The sequence below is a fragment of the Klebsiella sp. PL-2018 genome (assembly GCF_019048985.1).
Lineage (GTDB): Bacteria > Pseudomonadota > Gammaproteobacteria > Enterobacterales > Enterobacteriaceae > Klebsiella > Klebsiella michiganensis.
In genome coordinates, this window is sequence record NZ_CP077673.1 from 681,443 (window position 1) to 700,426 (window position 18,984).

Sequence of the window (18,984 nt, forward strand, 5' to 3'; positions counted from 1 at the left end):
CAATTCCCGGCTGCGCTATGCTGGCCGGGGCTACAGATACCGCATCCTGCGCGCGCTGGTAGCCCGGATAAGGCGCGGGCGCCGCAATCCGGGAACCCTTAACGATCCCTCATCAAATCAGCCGCTGAACAAACCGCGCCGCCAGCCCGGCGTCCAGCTCCGGCGGCAGGCCGCTGATCCCGACGCCGCCAATGGCCAGCCCGTCGACGATCACCGGCTCGCCGCCCGGCATCGCCAGCAGCTGCGGGTCGTTAAATACCGCCAGCTGCAGGGCGCCGGCGCTGACCTCTTGCGCCAGCGTTGCCGTCGGACGGCGAAAGCGCAGGGCGCTCCAGGCCTTGCGCTGTGCCAGCTGGCGCGGTAGCGGTGGGCAGCGAGCGTGCGCGCCAAAGGCGATGAGCTCGCCCTCCGGCCCGACAACCGCCACCGCCAGCCCCCGGGTTCGCGCATCGCTTTCCGTCTCCTGTAAAAACCGCGCGACCTGCTGGCACACGACGCTATCGTTCAGACGGACCTGGGGACAGAGCGCGTCATTGTCCGGCATCGGCGATATACCCCCGTAAGCGCAGATAGAGGTCATCCAGCTCGCCTTTCTGCGCCGCCGTCAGCGCCACAAACGGCTCGCGGGTGGGGCCGGTATCGACGGTCTCTTTCGCGGCAAGATACTTCGCCGACTGGAACACGCCGCGCGCGACCAGCTGCTCCACCACCTCGTTGATCTGCTGCTGCAGGCGCTGCGCCCGGGCGATGTCGCCCTGTTGAAAAGCGCTGCGCAGGGCGAGAAACAACTCCGGCTGCAGGTTAACCGTGGTGCCAACCGTGGCCGTCGCGCCCGCCGCGAGGCTGGAAAGGAAGATCTCATCGAAACCGTTAAAAAAGACTTTCTCCGGGTAGCGGGCGATCATCCGTTCCAGCGAATAGAGGTTATGCGAAGTATGCTTCACCCCCAGAACCTGCTCATCGCCGAGCAGCGCGTCGGCGCTCTGGGCATCCAGCTCGACGCCGGTAAACTGCGGAATGTTATACAAAATCACCGGAATCGAAATGGCGTCCAGCACTCGACGGTAGTAGGCGATAATCTCCTCGCGGCTATATTTGTAGTAGTAGGGCGGCACCAGCGACACCGCGCTGGCGCCGTCCTGCTCGGCGTGCTTCGCCAGCTCGACGGCATCCCGGGTGCGCGGCGTCCCGACGTGGGCGATCACCGGCACGCGACCGCCCGCCGACTGCACCAGCGTTGCCAGTACCTGCCGGCGCTCATCGAAACGCAGCAACGGCCCCTCCCCGGAGGAGCCGCAGCAGTAAAAGCCCTCAACCCCGCGCGCCAGCTGGGCGCGGGCGAGAGCGTCCAGCGCCGAGTAGTTCACCGACTCATCGGCGTGCATCGGCGTCACCACGGCGGAGATAATGCCGCGAAAAACCTGCCATTTATCGCTTACCATGCGGTCCAGCCTCCATCCACCACCACGTTGGAACCGGTCATATAGACCGAGGCGTCGGAGAGCAAAAACACCACCGCGCCGTTGTACTCGTGGGCTTTCGCCATCCGCCCGATGGGGATACGGTTGGTGTAGTTTTTCTGGAAGCGCGGGTCCTGATCGCTGCGCTCGACGCCGGAGAGGGTCAGAGTATTGACGCGAATGCCGTCGCGCCCCCAGTAGGTGGCGCAGTAGCGGGTAAAGTTATACAGCCCGGACTTTGCCGCCGAATAGGCCACCGGTTTGACGAACGGAATGCCGGTGTCCTCTTTTTTGTAGCTATAGATATCCTGCACAGGGGAGACCACGCCGTAGATCGAACCGACGTTGATGATCGAGCCGCCTTTGCCGGCCTGTTTCATGCGCTTGCCGACCTGCTGGGTCATCAGGAAGGTGCCGACCAGGTTCACTTCCACCACCTCGCGGAACACCTCTTCCGGAAACTCTTCAAACGGGCCGGAGACTTCCGGCGGCGCGCTGGGCTGGGTGTCGACGCCCGCGTTGTTGACCAGGCCATCCGGGACGCCCCACTTCGCTTCAATGTTATCCAGCACCCGGTTAATGCTGGCTTTATCGGTAATATTCACTTCCGCGCACAGCAGGCGGTCGGAGTCCTTAATCGCCCCCAGCACGCGGTCGACGCGCGCGGCATCGACGCGGGTGGCCAGCGCCGCCACCTTCGCGCCGCGGTCGTGTAACGTCTTCACGTACTGCGCCCCCAGCTGTCCCAGGCCGCCGGTCACGATGATGACCTTGTCTTTAACCGAGAATAACGTGTCTTCCATTGTCCTTTCCCCTCACTGCGTGGTTAGATTTTGTGGGTTGCGAGGTAATCACGATCGAGAATAATGCCGTGGCCCGGCCGTTCGCTCGGCACGTAGTAGCCGTCCACCTCTTCGCCCGCTTCGGCGATGATGCGCAGATCTTTCCAGCGCCCGCCGTCGGTCATCTCGGCGTATGAGATATTCGGCACCGTTGCCAGCAGGCTGGCGCTGAGCTCCATGACAAAATGCGGCGTCATTGGCAGGTTGTGCGCGCGGGCGACGGCGGCGATATCCAGATAGCCGGTGATCCCGCCGACGCGGCCGAGATCCGCCTGGATGTAATCCGCGCTGCCGCTCTCGATGTACTGCGTAAACTGGTTTAAGTTATAGACGTTTTCTCCCAGCGCGATAGGCGTGGCGCTGCGTTCGCGCAGCCGCAGGTGGCCGGCGATATCGTCGGAGGGCAGCGGCTCCTCAATCCACAGCAGGTTGAGCGGTTCGAACAGCTTGAACGCGCGCAGCGCCTGCGGGAAGTTCCAGCCCTGGTTGGCGTCCACCGCCAGCGGGAAGCCTGGCACTGCTTCCTGAATCTTACGCAGCCGCTCCACGTCCTCCTCCAGCGTCGGTTTGCCCACTTTCACTTTCGCCGCCAGGTAGCCGGTGCTTTTCCAGCGTTTGACCTGGTCAATCACTTCCTCAATGGACAGATGCAGGTTGATGCCGCTGCCGTACAGCGGAACGCGATCGCGTACGCGGCCAAGAATGTCGATAATCGGCGCATTGAGGGTTTTACCTAACAGATCCCAGTAGGCAATATCCAGCGCCGCCAGGGCATGGGTGGTGACGCCCGCGCCGCCGACGTCGTGTACGTGTTTATACGAGCGATGCCACAGGCCGCGCGGGGAGAGCGGCTGGCCAATAACGTCCGGGATAATCTCGGCAATCAGCGCGGAGATGGTTTTCCCGCACCAGCCGGAAGTGTGGCTAAAGCCGGTCCCGACGTGGCCGTTAGAACCGTAGACGTCAACAATCGCCACTTCGATATCGGTGACGTGGTGAATTTGATCTCCCCACGGGCCTTCCGGCAGCGGAACGCGGGCGGTCATCAGTTCGATATTTTCAATCACGGGCATTTTTGTGCTGTTCATCTGATTCCTTCCTTTATGGGTTCAGCGGGGGCCGCCCCTGCGGCCCGGGCGGTTAATGTTTGGAGGCCGGGGATTCATGACCCTCCAGGGCGATTGCCGGGCTGGCGTCATGCTCTCGATCGTTTTCGTCGCCCACCGCATGGCCGAAGACTTCCGGCAGCAGGAAGATGGAGGCGAGGAAGGCGCAGAACGGCGCGATAGCGATAATCATCGAGGCGACCGGTACGCCGACCGCTTCAAACAGGGCCGGGAAGACCAGGGTGGTAACGAAGGCGGTGACCTTGACGATGGTGTAGCCGATGCCGGAGGCCACCCCGCGATAGCGCGGTTTTGCCACCAGCGAGATCACCGTCATGCCGCTTTCGGAATCCCAGTAGTGGCCCCACAGCATTAGCGCCGCGCCGAAAATGATAAATGCGAAGCTGCTGCTGTAGACGCCCCACGCCGATATCGAAATACCGATGGTGACCAGCAGGAAGCCGTATTTGCTCAGTCCCTTATGCCCAAGCTTCGGCAACAGCAGCGGGCCGACAAATGCCGAGAGCGCGGCGATACAGTTCACCGCCAGCAGGGCGAGGTTATTCTGGATCTGCCCGGAAATCCCGATGGTCACGAGGATCAGCGGCAGGAAGAAGGAGAAGGCGTAGTTTTCAAACGACTGCACGGCGCAGGAGAACCAGCCGAACAGGGTGGTGCGGCGGGTAAACGGACGGCGGAACAGATCGTGCAGCGTCTCTTTGAGCGTCGGGTCGGCGATAGTGACGTTTTCATTGGGCAGAATGTCGTCCAGCAGACGGCCATCCTGTTCGCCGTAATATTCACGGGAGGCTTTTTTCGCTTCGATAAAGCGGCCGCGTTCGACGAACCACGCTGGCGTCTCCGGCAGCTCCCGACGCATAAACAGCAGCAGGCAGGCCGGGATCGCCGGGACCGCCAGCACGATGCGCCAGATCATATCCGGGTGAACATCAAGCGCCACCAGCGTGGTGACCAGCAGAATGGCGGCGATAATCCCTAGCGCGAACATAAACTGCCAGCGGTTAGCCATCACTTCGCGCTTGCCCTTCGGCATCACCTCCATGATGTAGGTAAAGCCGTTAGCCACGTCCGCGCCCACCGGGATCCCGGCGAGGCAGCGAATTATCGCCAGCCAGTACATATTGGGCGCCAGGCCCTGAAGAACGGCGAAGATCGCGAACAGGATCATCGACCAGAGGAAAATTTTACGCCGTCCGAGCTTATCGGTCAGCCAGCCGCCGAGCAGCGCGCCGACCACCGCGCCGAGCTGGGTGCCGGCGGCGGTAAAACCGAGCAGCCAGCTGCTGGGCTCATAAATATCTTTCAGGGCGAATAAAATAAACGCCATGGAATAAATATCCCATGACTCAATTAATAATGCGGTGATCATCAGCCATCCCGCTTTGGTGCAGCCGGGGGCCTCCTGCAGATCGAGCCGTTTCTTTGCCTTCTGGATAATAAATTCAATATGTTGCTGCTGATACATATAATCCTCTCTTATCCGGGCAGGCGGAGAGCCCGCCCGGACAGATGCGCGTTGATCCGCTCTTTATGGGCGATAAAGAGACGAATGAAGCGGATGTTTGCCAGGATCGCTAACAACGTAAAAATTACATAAGCGAATCAGTTGTTATTTCATTAATAAATGCGCATCGCCTGCGATAAAGACTTTCATATTTTGCGTCAGCGCCTGGGCAATAAAGGCGTTCAGCACTTCGGATAATACCTCCTCCTCTACGTAAGCCAGACTGAGATGGTTGCTCTGGTGGCCCGCCATTAAATCGTCGCGCGAAACCCCGTCGAGAACGGCGTTGAGTAATGGCCACTCGTAGTTGGTCGCCCGGCGGCGGCGTTCGAATTCGTCATGCGGCAGTTCGACGGCGGTGCCGGTGCCGATATGCAGGATCACCTGGGTGCCTTCGTAGTGCGCTCGCGCCCAGATAAAGCGTCCGGCTTTGCCTTGACCGGCGATGGTCGAGCCGCCGTAGGGGAAGAACATCGCCGGCTGGCGATAGCCGGTTGCCCCGGCGATCCCGCCTTTCAGATGGGCGAACGGCACAGCGCCGGAGATCTCCAGATCCCAGTAGAACGTGCCGTTGTATTCGCTACCCCAGCGGATATCGTGAAGGGTGGTTTCGCTCGCCATACCCAGCGCGCCGAGCAGCTTCGCCAGCATCACCTGCGGGATGGCGCTGCCCATATCCACCTCGTTGATGCAGGGGATCGGCGCGTCCGGACAGACGATCTCGCCGTTCTCATCCGGGATCGGGAAACGTTCCGCGTTGCCGATGGCGCCTTCGGCAAAATCTGAGGCGGCGCAGCTGTCTTTGAGCCCCTGCTGATACTGCACGCCCACTGCCGTCAGGCCGAAGCGCTTCACGAAGCGCGCCATGGCGATCATCATTGCGCACTGTTCCAGCACCTGCTCCCGGGTCAGATCCTTCGCCCCGTCGGCGCCGAACCGGAAGCGCATGCCGCGGGTCTCATACCAGTCGAGACAGGCTTCGCGCAGGTCGGTCGGCACCTTGTTCATTTCAACCAGCAGCGCCGATTGCGACAGCGACTCCACCGGCATCCCTACGTCGATCATCGCTTTTTGCGGGAACACGCCGTTGATCATCCCCATACAGAAGGTATCGAACAGCCCGACAATGGCCTTGTGTTTGAGGATCGACTGCCCAACCTTCACGCCAATCTGCCCGGCTTTGCTGGCCAGCAGCGGCGCGCTGGGCGCGACAGGATGCAGATAGCCGAGCTTATGGCTGAGATGGCCGTCGCGCAGCCAGGTGTCCAGGCCACGAATAAACGCCTCGTCGGCGAAGGTTTCCGACCAAAGCCGCGAGTAGCTGCGCTCCAGGCTGGTGAGGCAGCCTGCCATACAGAGCATGCCGACGAGGCCCGGCCAGGTACCGTCAAAATTGGCGAGCAGCAAAATAGGGCCGCGATGATGTACCAGCGAAGGAGCAAGGTGATGGGAGTATTGCCAGGCGGTCAGCAGGACAATAATCGGCGCATCCGGATCGATCCCGGCGAACAGCTCGCTACCCTCTTTCTGGCTGCTGATAAACCCGTGACCGCGCTGCTCGTTGACCGGATGGGCGCGGCGCAGGCGATAGCCTAATGTTTCCAGCGCCGTTTCCAGACGCTGTTCAAACAGCTTCTGCGTGGGCCAGCAGGTGACGTTAGCCGGTTCGCGGAGATCCGCATTAGTCACCATCAACACTTCGCCTGGCTGCGGGGTAATAAGCCCGGCTTCCGCGGGTAACGTTAAATTCAGCATGTGAATTTCTCCTGTAGGGGATAGGTCGCTTGGTTATCGTTGAGCGTGCTGCGCCGGGGTAAGCGCGGCATCAATCGTTCTGTTGCTGGCTAATTTCTTTGGCTAACTCGAATTAGCAAATTAGGATAAAAAAAAGACAGGAACAAACTCTTTACCGGGGATTTGTGATGGCTATCAATGTGCAATTATTAACTTATTAATATTTAACTCTTTATTTTAAACGGTGGGTCGAGGTGACAGGGAACGCTTGCTGAGGCGGCATAAAGGCGGGCAGAAAAGCGGACGGGAAGCGCAGCGGGGACGGTAAATCAGCGTTAAATATATAATTGATTGAATTTGATAAATTATTTACGTTATGCCGTAAGCGATTTGTCTCGCGGCGCTAGGGCGGGTGTTAAAATTTAACCGATCCTGGTCACACTCTTTTAGCATTTACGTTGTGAATCTCCGTATCTTGTTATAATTAGCTAATTCGAGTTAGCTTGCGGGCGATTTTCCCTCGCCACCGCGGTTAGCCAGGCGCTGCCCGACTTAACAATAATGATTCAGGACAGAGGATTTAATGATGACTATGCTTACCTCGCCCGCCATGACCCCTGCAAAAAATGAACAAACATCGCAACAAACGCATGAAAGAAGAAAGCTGCTCACCGTGCTGGGCTCCGGTCTTTCCGGCACAACGATTGAGTTCTATGACTTTTTTATCTACGGCACCGCCGCCGCGCTGGTGTTTCCGTCGCTGTTTTTTCCTAACCTCTCGCCGCTGATGGCGCTGCTGGTGTCCTTCCTGACGCTGTCGATTACCTTCGTCAGCCGGCCCATCGGGGCCATCGTATTTGGCCACTATGGCGATAAGATCGGCCGCAAAAAATCGCTGGTTCTGTCGCTGATGATTATGGGTATTTCGACTTTTTTCATAGGCTTAATCCCCAGCTACGACACCATAGGCAACGCCGCGCCGCTGATACTTATCTTTTTGCGCCTCTGCCAGGGCTTTGCCATCGGCGGCGAATGGGGTGGGGCGACGACGCTGATCACCGAGTATGCGCCGCGCCATCGCCGGGGCTTTTTCGGCACTTTTGTTCAGTTGGGCAACGTGCTTGGCCTGTTTATCGCTACCGGCGTTTTTGCGCTGGTGGTGATGCTGCCGGAGGATGACCTGATGTCCTGGGGCTGGCGCGTGCCTTTCCTGTTAAGCATCGCGCTGTTGTTTGTCGGGATGTTTATCCGCTCAAGGATCGAAGAGACGCCGGTGTTCCAGGAGAATCAGAAACAGCAGCAGAACGCGCCGAAAGCGGCGGAGCAGAAGTTTCCCATTCTCACCGTACTCAAGCATCACCGTAAAGCGGTGTTCCTGGCGATGGGCATGCGCATGGGGGAGATTGTTCTGGGCTGGCTGACGGTGGCGTTCTTTATGTCCTATGTGACAAGGGAACTCAACTTTACTCGCGAAACGGCGCTGAACGGGCTGCTGCTGGCCAGCTTTGTCGGCATTTTTACCTTTCCGTTCTTCGGCTGGCTTTCAGATAAAATTGGCCGCCGACCGGTCTATCTGGCCGGCGCCGCTATCACGCTGATCTTTGCCTTCCCGCTATTCTGGATGATCGACTCCGGCTCGGTGAAGATGTTTATGTTCGCCACCACCTTCTGCTATTCCGTGGGGCTGGGCATGATGTTCAGCGTTCAGCCGGCCTTCTTTTCGGAGCTTTTTGACACCAGCGTGCGCTATACCGGCGTGTCGCTCGGCTTCCAGCTGGCGAACATCGTCGGCGGCCTAACGCCGATGATTGGTACCTTGCTGCTGGTGTGGTCCGGCGGCGCATCGTGGCCCATCTCGCTGTTTCTCGCCTGCATGGCGCTGATTACCATCCTGTGCGTCTGCGTGACGCGGGAAAGCTATAACGATGAGCTTAATGAGGTGAAGAAGTAGCCGGGGAGGGTTGCCCCGCCATGACCGGCGGGGCGGGCGTATCAGAACAGATTAAATTTATATTCGATAATCACTTCCGAAGAGAGCGAGTTGGCCCGGCTGTAATGGCCGTCGGTAAGCACCGGCGTTTTGCCATTCATCTTATAGGACCAGCCCGGCCCGAACATCGCCCAGACGGTGAGATTTTTCAGTCTTGGGTGCGTCGGCACCCAGCGGCTGAAGGCGTTAATTTCTCCGGTACGGACGTGGTTGCCGCGGTAGTTAAACTGGGCGATGTTGCCGGCGAGACCGATCGCCAGCTCCGGCGTCAGGTTATAGTCCGACATATTAGAGAGAACCAGCTCACCGTCGCGCATATAGTCGTTGCCGGCATAGGCCATTGAGGTAAAGGTCCCGCGCGAGTTTTTACTCATATGGCGCGGGTAGAAGCCCACTTCATTGGCCTTGTTCGCATCGGTATAGCCCAGACCCCACTTGGTGCTCCAGTTGTCCGCCTGCCACTTCACATCCATGGCGATGTGCCAGGCGTCGTCGTCAAAGTCACGCTTATTCGCTGGCATCGCTTTATACTCGTCCAGCGCGTGAGTGGCGTAGACCTGAGTACCGATGTTCAGCGCTTTTATCGGCTTAATATTGGTAAACAGAATATGGCGGCGCAGATAGTTATCGCTTTCACCATAGCCGTACTGCATGTTGAGGTGCTCGCTTTGCCACAGAATATCGCCGCTGGCAATATGGTTAATGTACTGTCCGCTGTTGGTCTGGAAGCGTTTCTTATCCGGCGAGTTACGATCCATCGCGCTTTCGATGTACGCGCCGCGCAGCGTGAAGGGGCCGTAGTTCACCGCGCCGGTCCAGCCCAAATAGGTGGTCGGGGAGAGGCGGGTGGAGTTGGAGATGACGCCAAAGTTTTTCATCGTCTGCCAGCCCCAGCGGGCGTTCAGATGAGTGTCCGCCAGGCGATACTGTAGCTTGATGTTGCGTTGACCAAATTTGGAAAAGCCTTCAGCGTTGCTCTTTTTATTCCCGCTGCCGTTGTTATACAGCACGCCGCGGGAGTTAAAGTAATCGCTGGCGCCGAGCTTGACCGCTCCGTAGTAAGTGGCATCAAAGCCAATAATATCGGCAAAATAGCCGGACTGATAATCGACGGCGACGCCCTGACCCCAGGCATTATGGACTTTCTTTGGCTCGGTCTCTTCTTCCTTAAGATATTTCCAGTAGTTTTTAAACGATAAATTCATATGGGACTGGCTGAATAACGGATCGTCGAGCACGGTATCGATATAATCGTGCTCCTTCAGGCTGTTAGTGGTCGAAGCTGACCAGGCGCTGGCGGGAATAGCCAGCAGCATAATGGCGACTGTTGTAGTATTGATTTTCATGATAAACCCCAGAGTAGGGACGCAGCGATCCAGGCGAGGTGTTTTCGCCTGAAGTCTGACGTAATAAATAATTAAGCGTGGGTATTATTCTTTATCGAGAGCCTGTTTTCCGGCTTCAACATATTTCATGGTGCCAATTTCTGGAACGGTATATTTGCCGTCTTTATAAACAATTTTAACCACCGCGGCATTGGCAAGCGGCTTGTTTTTCGCGTTATCGTCGGTTAAATCGGAAATCATAATCTGCATTGCGGTACCGGATGAAATTGCCAGCACGTTTTTATCGCCCCGGGCCTGCGCGTTTTCAACGATAGTGTGCAGCGCTGCCTGGGTACGGTTTTTTACCTGCTGATAGTTTTCCGCCATACCCTTTGGGTCGGCCGCTGCCAGCGCGTTCTGGTTGGTATCGACGGCCAGGGTGCCCGCTTTCATTTGGCTGAACAGCGCAGCGCCGTCTTTAAGCCCCAGCTGTCTGGCGCCGGCGTCGGCCATATCTTTGTTATAGCCACCTTCGAAACCGCCGAAGAAGGCTTCCCGCAGGCCGCTGATCTCAGTAAGTTTGTAATCACTTACTCCGGCTTGCTTAAGGATCACCTGCATGGTTTCACGCTGACGTCCGGCATCGCTGGAATAGAAGCTATCAAACGGAATACCTTTAAGCCCCTCGCCGAGATAACGAGCGACGCGAATGCCGTCTTCGGTAAGCGGTGAGTCCGCCCAACCCTGCACGCGGTCAAACGTATTCAGCAGCGTTTTGCCATGGCGGGCGAAATAGATATTCACGCCGTCATCGTTTTTAACTTCCGCCGCAGAGCAGGTTGCCGCACCTGCCGCCATCATTAATGCTATTAGCCACTTCTTCATATAACGCTCCACCTGAATGGTCTTTTTATAAGCAAAAAAAAACCTACGTCAGATATTCGACGCGAAGCATAAATAAGATTATGTTCGCTCGAACGTCTATAACGTAGGTTTCGCCTGTTCTAAACAGTAACAATCCAACAAGGGCGACGTTAGCACTAATTATGAGAAAAGACACCCTCTATTTATTATAAATGTCAGTAAATGTGATCGTCTTCATGGAGGTAATTTTGTCGATTGAGTTGTATCTTAAGTTTAATTTTCAGATTAATTGGCAGTTTTCGGATTAAATAATTTTAGAGGATTGATCTCCGTCACAGAATAATGATGTCCGGGCTGGACTCTTTTACGCTCTGGCGTTATTTTCGCAGCACTCTGGGATTGTTACTGACCACAGGCAAAACCTAAGACCCCTGTCCGCCAATTTGGCGTGCGGCAGGAGTCTTAGGTTTTTTTTTGCGCCTAAGAAATACCTCTGCTACCCAACAAGGAGTGATGATGAGAACGAAAATCCTGACTGCCGCCATTCTGGCGTTATCTGCCGCTGGCGTACAGGCTGCTGAAAAACCGCTGAAAATACTGCTGGTTAACGATGATGGCTGCCAGTCTGTGGGGACCACTTCGCTGCAGGAAAAACTGGCGGCCAAAGGGTATGACGTCTGGATGGTGGCGCCGGCAACGAATCAGAGCGGTATCGGGTCGGCAATTACCTTTAAAACGGGTAAAGTTTTTGATGTCAAAAAAGCCGCTGACAAACGCTACTGCTTCCCGGGAACCCCTGCCGATGCGCTGGATTTTGGCCTGTGGGGCGTACTGAAAGACGCGCCGCCGGATCTGGTGATTTCGGGCGTCAACGATGGTCCCAATACCGGTATGGCGCAGGTTAACTCCGGCACCGTGAGCGCCGCGGCCCGCGCCGTACGCTACGGTTTCCCGGCGATTGCCGCCAGCATTGGCTACCGCTTCACGGAAGAAGAGATGAAGAACAAATGGCCGAGCACGCATAAGTACTGGCCTGATTCGGTGGATTATGTCGTCTCGCTGGTGGATAAACTTAACGCCGCGCATAAACCGGGAAGCCCGATTATGCCGCAGGGGGCCGGGTTAAGCATTAACTATCCGCCGCTGCCGTCGGCTGAAATTAAGGGCGTTCATTATATTGAGAATGAACAATTCCCTGTGCCGCAGATTGGTTATGAACTTCTGGCGGACGGTACCGCCAAACAGACGATGAATCCGGAGGCGATGAAACCGGCGGAAGGGGATAATGACTCGGGCTGGCTCAACAAAGGATATATTACTTACACCCTGTTTGATGGTTCATGGAACGCGCCGCACTACCAGGCGCAGTTTGAGGCGCTGCTCGGTAAATGATGCTGTAGCGATAGTAAAGAAGAAGGCGCGGGCTCCGCGCCTTCTTTATATGAACCGATGATGAAGCGCTATTCGTCGAAGAACCAGTAGCCCTGGTTAATCAGGCGGGTCAGATCGGCGATAAAAGCCGGATTGCGCAGCGCGGCCTCGCCTAGCTCCTCTTTACCCAGCAGGGTATAGCGGCACAGCGCGTCCAGAGCCGCGGGATCGGTTGGCTCCAGCTGTTCGCTATTCACAAAGAAGCTGTCGCCGATGTGCAGTACACGCAGGCCGCTCAGGCGAGTCAGCATCTCACCGCCCGCCAGCGCGTCGACAATCTCCTCTTCTTCAAAAGGCGGTTCAGCGGGCGCAATATCCAGCTCGTGGCGCGGCGTGGTGGCAAAACGCCCAAACCAGCGGCGGAAATCTTCCGGCTGGCTAATCATCTCGATCATCATGCCGCGCAGGCGTTCCAGTTCATACTCTTCTACCCGTCCCGGATGTTCGCGGCAGGTCAAATCCGGATCGCTGTAGTGCTCGCCGCCGAGATCGTTTTCCAGCGCGTAATCGGCAAAGCTGCTGATCAAATCGCGGCCGTTTGGCCCACGGAAGCCGACGGAGTAGTTCAGCGCCGTTTCGTGAGTGATTCCGTCGTGCGGGAATCCGGGCGGAATGTACAGAATATCGCCAGGTTCCAGATCTTCATCAATGATCGGCGGGAACGGGTCAACGTGCAGCAGCGCCGGATGCGGGCAGAACTGACGCATCGGCAGCTTATCGCCCACGCGCCAGCGGCGGCTGCCCATGCCCTGAATAATAAAGACGTCGTACTGGTCGATATGCGGGCCTACGCCGCCGCCCGGTACGGAAAAGGAGATCATCAGATCATCTAAACGCCAGTCCGGCAGCACGCGGAAGGGGCGCACCAGTTCAGCGGCGGGCATATGCCAGTGGTTTACCGCCTGAGCCAGTAGCGACCAGCCGGTTTCGCCCAGGCCATCAAAATGTTCAAACGGCCCGTTGCTGGCCTGCCATTGACCGTTCTTGAGGCTCACCAGTCGACTATCGACTTCCGGTTCCATGGCCAGCCCGGCCAGCTCATCCGGCGTAATCGGATCGACGAAATTCGCGAAAGCCTTCTTTAATACGACCGGCTGCTTTTGCCAGTACTTTTCTAAAAACTCGGGCCAGTTAATGTTGAGTTGATAAGCCATAGGTTCATACCAATAAGAAGAAACGGCCCTGATTATAGAAATATGCACCCTCAAGCCGCTTTGTCATGGGTCAAGGCTGGTGCTTAATTCATCATCTGAAGTCACGACGCGGTAAGAGAGGGGGAAACGTAAAGCGGATAACGTTGATTTTCGCAAAATGTCGCTTTTGCCTGAATTCGCTGCAGCCCGCGTGGCGTCTGGTTTTCCCCCATTTTTTCTGGCGTGCAGGGAACGTGGAGAGTTTAAATTATGAGCGTTTGATAAGTTTTTTGTATTTTAAGGGTTGCTATATCCCGGCAGCTCCCTATAATGCGCTCCCACTGACACGGCAGATGTGAATCACTTCACAAACAACCGGGTCGGTTGAAGAGAAAAAATCCTGAAATAACGGGTTGACTCTGAAAGAGGAAAGCGTAATATACGCCACCTCGCAACGGTGAGCGAAAGCCGCGTTGCACTGCTCTTTAACAATTTATCAGACAATCTGTGTGGGCACTCAAAGTGACATGGATTCTTAACGTCCTCGGACGAAAAATGAATACCAAGTCTCAAAGAGTGAACACGTAATTCATTACGAAGTTTAATTCTACGAGCATCAAACTTAAATTGAAGAGTTTGATCATGGCTCAGATTGAACGCTGGCGGCAGGCCTAACACATGCAAGTCGAACGGTAGCACAGAGAGCTTGCTCTCGGGTGACGAGTGGCGGACGGGTGAGTAATGTCTGGGAAACTGCCTGATGGAGGGGGATAACTACTGGAAACGGTAGCTAATACCGCATAACGTCGCAAGACCAAAGAGGGGGACCTTCGGGCCTCTTGCCATCAGATGTGCCCAGATGGGATTAGCTAGTAGGTGGGGTAACGGCTCACCTAGGCGACGATCCCTAGCTGGTCTGAGAGGATGACCAGCCACACTGGAACTGAGACACGGTCCAGACTCCTACGGGAGGCAGCAGTGGGGAATATTGCACAATGGGCGCAAGCCTGATGCAGCCATGCCGCGTGTATGAAGAAGGCCTTCGGGTTGTAAAGTACTTTCAGCGGGGAGGAAGGCGATAAGGTTAATAACCTTGTCGATTGACGTTACCCGCAGAAGAAGCACCGGCTAACTCCGTGCCAGCAGCCGCGGTAATACGGAGGGTGCAAGCGTTAATCGGAATTACTGGGCGTAAAGCGCACGCAGGCGGTCTGTCAAGTCGGATGTGAAATCCCCGGGCTCAACCTGGGAACTGCATTCGAAACTGGCAGGCTGGAGTCTTGTAGAGGGGGGTAGAATTCCAGGTGTAGCGGTGAAATGCGTAGAGATCTGGAGGAATACCGGTGGCGAAGGCGGCCCCCTGGACAAAGACTGACGCTCAGGTGCGAAAGCGTGGGGAGCAAACAGGATTAGATACCCTGGTAGTCCACGCTGTAAACGATGTCGACTTGGAGGTTGTTCCCTTGAGGAGTGGCTTCCGGAGCTAACGCGTTAAGTCGACCGCCTGGGGAGTACGGCCGCAAGGTTAAAACTCAAATGAATTGACGGGGGCCCGCACAAGCGGTGGAGCATGTGGTTTAATTCGATGCAACGCGAAGAACCTTACCTACTCTTGACATCCAGAGAACTTAGCAGAGATGCTTTGGTGCCTTCGGGAACTCTGAGACAGGTGCTGCATGGCTGTCGTCAGCTCGTGTTGTGAAATGTTGGGTTAAGTCCCGCAACGAGCGCAACCCTTATCCTTTGTTGCCAGCGATTCGGTCGGGAACTCAAAGGAGACTGCCAGTGATAAACTGGAGGAAGGTGGGGATGACGTCAAGTCATCATGGCCCTTACGAGTAGGGCTACACACGTGCTACAATGGCATATACAAAGAGAAGCGACCTCGCGAGAGCAAGCGGACCTCATAAAGTATGTCGTAGTCCGGATTGGAGTCTGCAACTCGACTCCATGAAGTCGGAATCGCTAGTAATCGTGGATCAGAATGCCACGGTGAATACGTTCCCGGGCCTTGTACACACCGCCCGTCACACCATGGGAGTGGGTTGCAAAAGAAGTAGGTAGCTTAACCTTCGGGAGGGCGCTTACCACTTTGTGATTCATGACTGGGGTGAAGTCGTAACAAGGTAACCGTAGGGGAACCTGCGGTTGGATCACCTCCTTACCTTAAAGAACCTGCCTTTGTAGTGCTCACACAGATTGTCTGATAGATGTAAAGAAGCAAGACGGCTGCGAAGTCGCGACACCTCGTGTCCCCTTCGTCTAGCGGTTAGGACTCCGCCCTTTCACGGCGGCAACAGGGGTTCGAATCCCCTAGGGGACGCCACTTGCTGGCTGTGAGTGAAAGGCACAACCAACCGATATCTCAAAACTCATCTTCGGGTGACGTTTGAGATATTTGCTCTTTAAAAATCTGGATCAAGCTGAAAATTGAAACGACACACTGTTTAAGTGTGTTCGAGTCTCTCAAATTTTCGCGACACGATGATGTTTTACGAAACATCTTCGGGTTGTGAGGTTAAGCGACTAAGCGTACACGGTGGATGCCCTGGCAGTCAGAGGCGATGAAGGACGTGCTAATCTGCGAAAAGCGTCGGTAAGGTGATATGAACCGTTATAGCCGGCGATGTCCGAATGGGGAAACCCAGTGCAATTCGTTGCACTATCGTTAACTGAATACATAGGTTAACGAGGCGAACCGGGGGAACTGAAACATCTAAGTACCCCGAGGAAAAGAAATCAACCGAGATTCCCCCAGTAGCGGCGAGCGAACGGGGAGCAGCCCGGAGTCTGAATCAGCTTGTGTGTTAGTGGAAGCGTCTGGAAAGTCGCAGGGTACAGGGTGATACTCCCGTACACTAAAACGCACAGGCTGTGAACTCGAAGAGTAGGGCGGGACACGTGGTATCCTGTCTGAATATGGGGGGACCATCCTCCAAGGCTAAATACTCCTGACTGACCGATAGTGAACCAGTACCGTGAGGGAAAGGCGAAAAGAACCCCGGCGAGGGGAGTGAAAAAGAACCTGAAACCGTGTACGTACAAGCAGTAGGAGCCCCACCACCAAAGCGTTTCGCTTTGCGTGGTGCGCAAAATGCGTAACGACAGCGCGATGGACGGTTAACGGAGCGTAAGCGACGTTCAACATCAAAAATCAGGCAGTGGAGCGTTTTGGGGTGGGGTGACTGCGTACCTTTTGTATAATGGGTCAGCGACTTATATTCTGTAGCAAGGTTAACCGTATAGGGGAGCCGCAGGGAAACCGAGTCTTAACTGGGCGTTAAGTTGCAGGGTATAGACCCGAAACCCGGTGATCTAGCCATGGGCAGGTTGAAGGTTGGGTAACACTAACTGGAGGACCGAACCGACTAATGTTGAAAAATTAGCGGATGACTTGTGGCTGGGGGTGAAAGGCCAATCAAACCGGGAGATAGCTGGTTCTCCCCGAAAGCTATTTAGGTAGCGCCTCGTGAATTCATCTTCGGGGGTAGAGCACTGTTTCGGCTAGGGGGTCATCCCGACTTACCAACCCGATGCAAACTACGAATACCGAAGAATGTTATCACGGGAGACACACGGCGGGTGCTAACGTCCGTCGTGAAGAGGGAAACAACCCAGACCGCCAGCTAAGGTCCCAAAGTCATGGTTAAGTGGGAAACGATGTGGGAAGGCCCAGACAGCCAGGATGTTGGCTTAGAAGCAGCCATCATTTAAAGAAAGCGTAATAGCTCACTGGTCGAGTCGGCCTGCGCGGAAGATGTAACGGGGCTAAACCATGCACCGAAGCTGCGGCAGCGACACTATGTGTTGTTGGGTAGGGGAGCGTTCTGTAAGCCGTTGAAGGTGGCCTGTGAGGGTTGCTGGAGGTATCAGAAGTGCGAATGCTGACATAAGTAACGATAATGCGGGTGAAAAACCCGCACGCCGGAAGACCAAGGGTTCCTGTCCAACGTTAATCGGGGCAGGGTGAGTCGACCCCTAAGGCGAGGCCGAAAGGCGTAGTCGATGGGAAACAGGTTAATATTCCTGTACTCGGTGTTACTGCGAAGGGGGGACGGAGAAGGCTATGTTGGCCGGGCGACGGTTGTCCCGGTTTAAGCATGTAGGCGGATGTTCCAGGTAAATCCGGAACGTTACTAACGCTGAGGTGTGATGACGAGGCACTACGGTGCTGAAGTGACAAATGCCCTGCTTCCAGGAAAAGCCTCTAAGCATCAGGTAACATCAAATCGTACCCCAAACCGACACAGGTGGTCAGGTAGAGAATACCAAGGCGCTTGAGAGAACTCGGGTGAAGGAACTAGGCAAAATGGTGCCGTAACTTCGGGAGAAGGCACGCTGATGGTAAGTGAAGCGACTTGCTCGTGGAGCTGAAATCAGTCGAAGATACCAGCTGGCTGCAACTGTTTATTAAAAACACAGCACTGTGCAAACACGAAAGTGGACGTATACGGTGTGACGCCTGCCCGGTGCCGGAAGGTTAATTGATGGGGTTATCCGTAAGGAGAAGCTCTTGATCGAAGCCCCGGTAAACGGCGGCCGTAACTATAACGGTCCTAAGGTAGCGAAATTCCTTGTCGGGTAAGTTCCGACCTGCACGAATGGCGTAATGATGGCCAGGCTGTCTCCACCCGAGACTCAGTGAAATTGAACTCGCTGTGAAGATGCAGTGTACCCGCGGCAAGACGGAAAGACCCCGTGAACCTTTACTATAGCTTGACACTGAACACTGGTCCTTGATGTGTAGGATAGGTGGGAGGCTTTGAAGTGTGGACGCCAGTCTGCATGGAGCCATCCTTGAAATACCACCCTTTAATGGCTGGTGTTCTAACGTGGGCCCCTAATCGGGGTTGCGGACAGTGTCTGGTGGGTAGTTTGACTGGGGCGGTCTCCTCCTAAAGAGTAACGGAGGAGCACGAAGGTCAGCTAATCCTGGTCGGACATCAGGAGGTTAGTGCAATGGCATAAGCTGGCTTGACTGCGAGCGTGACGGCGCGAGCAGGTGCGAAAGCAGGTCATAGTGATCCGGTGGTTCTGAATGGAAGGGCCATCGCTCAACGGATAAAAGGTACTCCGGGGATAACAGGCTGATACCGCCCAAGAGTTCATATCGACGGCGGTGTTTGGCACCTCGATGTCGGCTCATCACATCCTGGGGCTGAAGTAGGTCCCAAGGGTATGGCTGTTCGCCATTTAAAGTGGTACGCGAGCTGGGTTTAGAACGTCGTGAGACAGTTCGGTCCCTATCTGCCGTGGGCGCTGGAGAATTGAGGGGGGCTGCTCCTAGTACGAGAGGACCGGAGTGGACGCATCACTGGTGTTCGGGTTGTCATGCCAATGGCATTGCCCGGTAGCTAAATGCGGAAGAGATAAGTGCTGAAAGCATCTAAGCACGAAACTTGCCCCGAGATGAGTTCTCCCTGACCCTTTAAGGGTCCTGAAGGAACGTTGAAGACGACGACGTTGATAGGCCGGGTGTGTAAGCGCAGCGATGCGTTGAGCTAACCGGTACTAATGAACCGTGAGGCTTAACCTTACAACGCCGAAGATGTTTTGGCGATTTGAGAGATTTTC

At 55.8% G+C, this 18,984-nt stretch carries 11 protein-coding genes, 1 tRNA gene and 2 rRNA genes; 5 read left to right on the forward strand and 9 right to left on the reverse strand.

Going from position 1 to position 18,984, the window contains the following annotated elements:
* Window positions 1-112: 112 nt before the first annotated feature.
* The 6 genes from MKleb_RS03215 to MKleb_RS03240 all read right to left on the reverse strand — a co-directional run bounded on the left by MKleb_RS03215 (window position 113) and on the right by MKleb_RS03240 (window position 6,688).
* Window positions 113-544, reverse strand: coding sequence for a GlcG/HbpS family heme-binding protein (locus tag MKleb_RS03215; protein WP_025107482.1), 432 nt, complete (start codon window positions 542-544; stop codon window positions 113-115).
* Complete coding sequence (locus MKleb_RS03220; protein WP_025107483.1) at window positions 531-1,442, reverse strand: dihydrodipicolinate synthase family protein; 912 nt, start codon at window positions 1,440-1,442, stop codon at window positions 531-533. Before MKleb_RS03220 ends, MKleb_RS03215 begins: the two co-directional genes overlap by 14 nt.
* Window positions 1,436-2,263 (reverse strand): SDR family oxidoreductase, encoded by an 828-nt coding sequence (locus MKleb_RS03225; RefSeq protein WP_025107484.1) that lies wholly within the window; start codon window positions 2,261-2,263, stop codon window positions 1,436-1,438. The genes MKleb_RS03220 and MKleb_RS03225 overlap by 7 nt, the downstream gene beginning before the upstream one ends.
* Window positions 2,264-2,286: 23 nt before the next feature.
* Window positions 2,287-3,390 (reverse strand): mandelate racemase/muconate lactonizing enzyme family protein, encoded by a 1,104-nt coding sequence (locus MKleb_RS03230; RefSeq protein WP_004108723.1) that lies wholly within the window; start codon window positions 3,388-3,390, stop codon window positions 2,287-2,289.
* A gap of 52 nt (window positions 3,391-3,442) precedes the next feature.
* Window positions 3,443-4,894 carry an MFS transporter gene (locus tag MKleb_RS03235; RefSeq protein ID WP_014227730.1) on the reverse strand — a complete coding sequence of 484 codons (1,452 nt, stop codon included), beginning with the start codon at window positions 4,892-4,894 and terminating at the stop codon, window positions 3,443-3,445.
* A 144-nt stretch (window positions 4,895-5,038) separates the two neighbouring features.
* A complete protein-coding gene (locus tag MKleb_RS03240; protein WP_025107485.1) occupies window positions 5,039-6,688 on the reverse strand; it encodes a signal transduction protein in 1,650 nt (549 codons plus the stop codon).
* Between the two features lie 565 nt (window positions 6,689-7,253).
* Between MKleb_RS03240 and MKleb_RS03245 the strand changes: the two genes are divergently transcribed.
* Window positions 7,254-8,618 carry an MFS transporter gene (locus MKleb_RS03245; RefSeq protein WP_014227732.1) on the forward strand — a complete coding sequence of 455 codons (1,365 nt, stop codon included), beginning with the start codon at window positions 7,254-7,256 and terminating at the stop codon, window positions 8,616-8,618.
* Window positions 8,619-8,659: 41 nt separating this feature from the next.
* On the opposite strand, the gene MKleb_RS03250 is transcribed toward MKleb_RS03245, so the two are convergent.
* Together MKleb_RS03250 and MKleb_RS03255 are read right to left on the reverse strand one after the other, a co-directional pair.
* Complete coding sequence (locus MKleb_RS03250; protein WP_025107486.1) at window positions 8,660-10,003, reverse strand: OprD family outer membrane porin; 1,344 nt, start codon at window positions 10,001-10,003, stop codon at window positions 8,660-8,662.
* Window positions 10,004-10,087: 84 nt separating this feature from the next.
* Complete coding sequence (locus MKleb_RS03255; protein ID WP_163586401.1) at window positions 10,088-10,867, reverse strand: histidine phosphatase family protein; 780 nt, start codon at window positions 10,865-10,867, stop codon at window positions 10,088-10,090.
* A 495-nt stretch (window positions 10,868-11,362) separates the two neighbouring features.
* Here MKleb_RS03255 and surE point away from each other — a divergent pair, with 495 nt between their 5' ends.
* Entirely contained in the window at window positions 11,363-12,238 is an 876-nt protein-coding gene (gene surE / locus MKleb_RS03260) for a 5'/3'-nucleotidase SurE (RefSeq protein WP_014837294.1), read from the forward strand.
* Between the two features lie 68 nt (window positions 12,239-12,306).
* Here surE and MKleb_RS03265 read toward each other — a convergent pair whose 3' ends face one another.
* The gene (locus tag MKleb_RS03265) at window positions 12,307-13,431 is read right to left on the reverse strand and encodes a ribosomal protein uL16 3-hydroxylase (protein ID WP_025107488.1); all 1,125 of its coding nucleotides are present in this window, start codon (window positions 13,429-13,431) and stop codon (window positions 12,307-12,309) included.
* 603 nt (window positions 13,432-14,034) lie between these two features.
* Here MKleb_RS03265 and MKleb_RS03270 point away from each other — a divergent pair.
* The 3 genes from MKleb_RS03270 (at window position 14,035) to MKleb_RS03280 (ending at window position 18,946) form a co-directional block, all read left to right on the forward strand.
* Window positions 14,035-15,574 (forward strand): 16S ribosomal RNA (locus tag MKleb_RS03270).
* 87 nt (window positions 15,575-15,661) lie between these two features.
* Window positions 15,662-15,736: transfer RNA gene (locus MKleb_RS03275), tRNA-Glu, on the forward strand.
* 190 nt (window positions 15,737-15,926) lie between these two features.
* A 23S ribosomal RNA gene (locus tag MKleb_RS03280) occupies window positions 15,927-18,946 on the forward strand.
* Together the 16S and 23S rRNA genes with 1 tRNA gene alongside form the textbook arrangement of a ribosomal RNA operon.
* The last annotated feature ends 38 nt before the right edge of the window (window positions 18,947-18,984 follow it).

What these genes read in the sequence shown, in the direction of transcription:
- MKleb_RS03255 (WP_163586401.1), bottom strand. Translation starts at nt 10,867, where the DNA reads ATGAAGAAGTGGCTAATAGCATTAATGATGGCGGCAGGTGCGGCAACC.
- MKleb_RS03265 (WP_025107488.1), bottom strand. Translation starts at nt 13,431, where the DNA reads ATGGCTTATCAACTCAACATTAACTGGCCCGAGTTTTTAGAAAAGTAC.
- MKleb_RS03220 (WP_025107483.1), bottom strand. Translation starts at nt 1,442, where the DNA reads ATGGTAAGCGATAAATGGCAGGTTTTTCGCGGCATTATCTCCGCCGTG.
- MKleb_RS03250 (WP_025107486.1), bottom strand. Translation starts at nt 10,003, where the DNA reads ATGAAAATCAATACTACAACAGTCGCCATTATGCTGCTGGCTATTCCC.
- MKleb_RS03240 (WP_025107485.1), bottom strand. Translation starts at nt 6,688, where the DNA reads ATGCTGAATTTAACGTTACCCGCGGAAGCCGGGCTTATTACCCCGCAG.
- MKleb_RS03215 (WP_025107482.1), bottom strand. Translation starts at nt 544, where the DNA reads ATGCCGGACAATGACGCGCTCTGTCCCCAGGTCCGTCTGAACGATAGC.
- MKleb_RS03230 (WP_004108723.1), bottom strand. Translation starts at nt 3,390, where the DNA reads ATGAACAGCACAAAAATGCCCGTGATTGAAAATATCGAACTGATGACC.
- MKleb_RS03225 (WP_025107484.1), bottom strand. Translation starts at nt 2,263, where the DNA reads ATGGAAGACACGTTATTCTCGGTTAAAGACAAGGTCATCATCGTGACC.
- surE (WP_014837294.1), top strand. Translation starts at nt 11,363, where the DNA reads ATGAGAACGAAAATCCTGACTGCCGCCATTCTGGCGTTATCTGCCGCT.
- MKleb_RS03235 (WP_014227730.1), bottom strand. Translation starts at nt 4,894, where the DNA reads ATGTATCAGCAGCAACATATTGAATTTATTATCCAGAAGGCAAAGAAA.
- MKleb_RS03245 (WP_014227732.1), top strand. Translation starts at nt 7,254, where the DNA reads ATGACTATGCTTACCTCGCCCGCCATGACCCCTGCAAAAAATGAACAA.